Here is a 2,269-nt window from a genome sequence, read left to right on the forward strand (position 1 = left end):
CGCGACGCGCACCAGCTCAGGCTTGCGGCGTCGCCCGAACAGCGCGCGGTGCATTCCCACCGGCGCGAGGGCGAGGATGGTCGCGAGGGCCGCCAATGCGACCAACCCGACGTACACGTCCCGCTGGAACTCGTCCATGTCCTCGAAGCGGGGAGTGAAGGCCACCGCGAGCAGGAATCCGGTGAGGATCTGCGGGCCGGTCAGCATCAAACGCAGCTCCTGCAGCAGCTCTTCCCAGTTGCGATCTGCACGCTCATTGGGGGTCTCATCGCGTCCGTCGGCTCGATCGTCGAGTTCGACGGAAGGAACCGGGTGATCGTCGGAGTGCATGCGATCAGTCTCGCGGGAGTGGTTGGATGTTGTCCAGGCTCTTGCACGCCGACCGAGAAGGAGGACACCATGACGATCCAGCCGATTCGCGACTGGTGGTCAGAGCTCTAGCTCGAAGCCCGCGTGGAAGTGCTCGGAGACACGGCGCCTCACCCCGGCGAGCAGGCCCGTGAAGAGATCCCGACGACCACGGCCGCCGTCGTCGGCAAGGCCGAGACTCTGTCGGACGACGACCTGGACTACGCGCGCGCCGAGGCGCGCTCAGAGGTCGATGCCCAAGACTCGGAGTGATCCGGGGTTCAGGTGCGGCTGGGCGGCTGCTCCTCGCGAAGACGCGGGACGGTGCGGCGCTCAGGACGAAGCCCGGCCTTGTCTGCGTAGAACTCGCGGATCCGATCCATGTCGGCGGAGACATCGCCGGTGAGATCGAGTGTCGGGCCGAGTCCGGTCGTCATGGTCGTGCGGTCGACGAATCCGAGCGTGACCGGCATCCCGGTCTCCCGTGCGATCCGGTAGAAACCGGATTTCCAGTACTCGTTGCCCCCGCGGGTGCCGTCGGGGGTGATCACGAGACCGAACACGCCGCCGGAGTGCACCTGCGCGACGACGTCGTTCACCACCCGCGCGGGGTCGGCGCGATCGACCGGGATGCCCCCGAGCGCCCGCATGATCGGCCCGCGCCAGCCGCGGAAGAGACTGCTCTTGCCGAGCCAGTGCACCTCGATGCGCAACCTCCAGGCGATCGCCAGCATGAGCACGAAGTCCCAGTTCGAGGTGTGCGGTGCGCCGATCAGGATCGTCGGTCGCGTCGGGGTCGCCTCAGCGGTGAGGGTCCAGCGGCTGAACGTCCAGAAGATGCGGGCGAGGAGTCGTGTGAGCACTCGTCAACCGTAGGGGAGACCGGCTGTCTGTGTGCTGTCGGTGGCGCGTTTCGATTCGACGCCACCCCGCTGCAGCAGGCGTACGATCGGATGATGGCCAAGACACAGGACACCACCGAGCAGGACGCACCGACCGTGCTCCAGCCGTTGCCTGGCGCTGCGAACCTGCTCGACGACGATGCGGCAGGCTATTGCAGCGGCGGCGTCTGCCACTTCCCCGCGCCCAAGACGCAGTAGCGATCAGACCCCGCCGCTGCGGCGTCGATCAGTGCCCGCCGTGCACGGCACCCGCATCGTCTGCGGGCTTGCGGACGAAGGCGCTCAGGGCGACAGCGGCGAGCGAGATGATCGCGGCGATCAGGAACGCCATCCGCGCTCCCGGCGCACCGGCCACCGCAGTGGGCAACCCCTCGGCCTCGCCGGCGTGCAGGATCGCGGAGTACGTCACTGTGAGTACGGCGACTCCGGCTGCGCCGCCGACCTGCTGCAGCGTGTTCAGCACAGCGGAGCCGTGCGAGTACAGCGAGCGGTGCAGCGATCCGAGTGACGCGGAGAACAGCGGAGTGAACGACATCGCGAGACCGACCGACATCACGGCCTGGACGATGATCAGCACCCACCACACGGTGTGCTCGCCCACGGTCGAGTAGTAGAACAGAGCGGCCGACACGAGGATCGTGCCGGGGATCAGCAGCGGACGCGTTCCGCGAGCGTCATAGACGCGACCCATGATCGGACCCAGCAGGCCCATCAGCACCGAACCGGGCAGCAGGATCAGCCCGGATTCGAGGGCGTTGAGGCCGGCGACCGTCTGCAGGTACTGCGGGAGCAGGGTCAGGGTGCCGAACATCGACAGGGCGAGGATCGTCATGATGATCACGGAGAACGTGAAGTTCGCCGAACGGAACACCCGCAGGTCGAGCAGAGCATCGTCGACCCGCTGCAGCACGATCTGACGCCAGACGAACAGGGAGAGCGCAATCGCGCCGACGACCAGCGAGATCACTCCGGCCGTCTCGCCGGAGCCGCCCTCGCCACCGAACTGGCTGAGGCCGAAC

5 protein-coding genes are annotated in these 2,269 nt (G+C 67.4%); 2 read left to right on the forward strand and 3 right to left on the reverse strand.

Going from position 1 to position 2,269, the window contains the following annotated elements; all coding sequences use genetic code 11:
• The coding region (locus J7E68_RS14750; protein WP_251049028.1) for a DUF6328 family protein at window positions 1–330 on the reverse strand (330 nt) is incomplete at its 3' end.
• 123 nt (window positions 331–453) lie between these two features.
• Here J7E68_RS14750 and J7E68_RS14755 point away from each other — a divergent pair.
• The gene (locus J7E68_RS14755) at window positions 454–621 is read left to right on the forward strand and encodes a hypothetical protein (RefSeq protein WP_215173823.1); all 168 of its coding nucleotides are present in this window, start codon (window positions 454–456) and stop codon (window positions 619–621) included.
• A gap of 8 nt (window positions 622–629) precedes the next feature.
• On the opposite strand, the gene J7E68_RS14760 is transcribed toward J7E68_RS14755, so the two are convergent.
• On the reverse strand, window positions 630–1,211 hold the full coding sequence (locus J7E68_RS14760; protein WP_215173826.1) for a 1-acyl-sn-glycerol-3-phosphate acyltransferase: 582 nt from the start codon (window positions 1,209–1,211) through the stop codon (window positions 630–632).
• 93 nt (window positions 1,212–1,304) lie between these two features.
• Between J7E68_RS14760 and J7E68_RS14765 the strand changes: the two genes are divergently transcribed.
• A complete protein-coding gene (locus J7E68_RS14765) occupies window positions 1,305–1,448 on the forward strand; it encodes a hypothetical protein (protein ID WP_215173828.1) in 144 nt (47 codons plus the stop codon).
• A gap of 28 nt (window positions 1,449–1,476) precedes the next feature.
• Here J7E68_RS14765 and J7E68_RS14770 read toward each other — a convergent pair.
• A partial coding sequence (locus J7E68_RS14770) for an MFS transporter (RefSeq protein ID WP_215173830.1) occupies window positions 1,477–2,269 on the reverse strand: 793 nt, incomplete at its 5' end.

The organism is Microbacterium sp. ISL-103 (genome assembly GCF_018613995.1).
Classification (GTDB): Bacteria; Actinomycetota; Actinomycetes; order Actinomycetales; family Microbacteriaceae; genus Microbacterium.

Excerpts from the sequence above, each read along its gene's own strand:
- J7E68_RS14765 (WP_215173828.1), top strand. The coding sequence starts at position 1,305 with ATGGCCAAGACACAGGACACCACCGAGCAGGACGCACCGACCGTGCTC.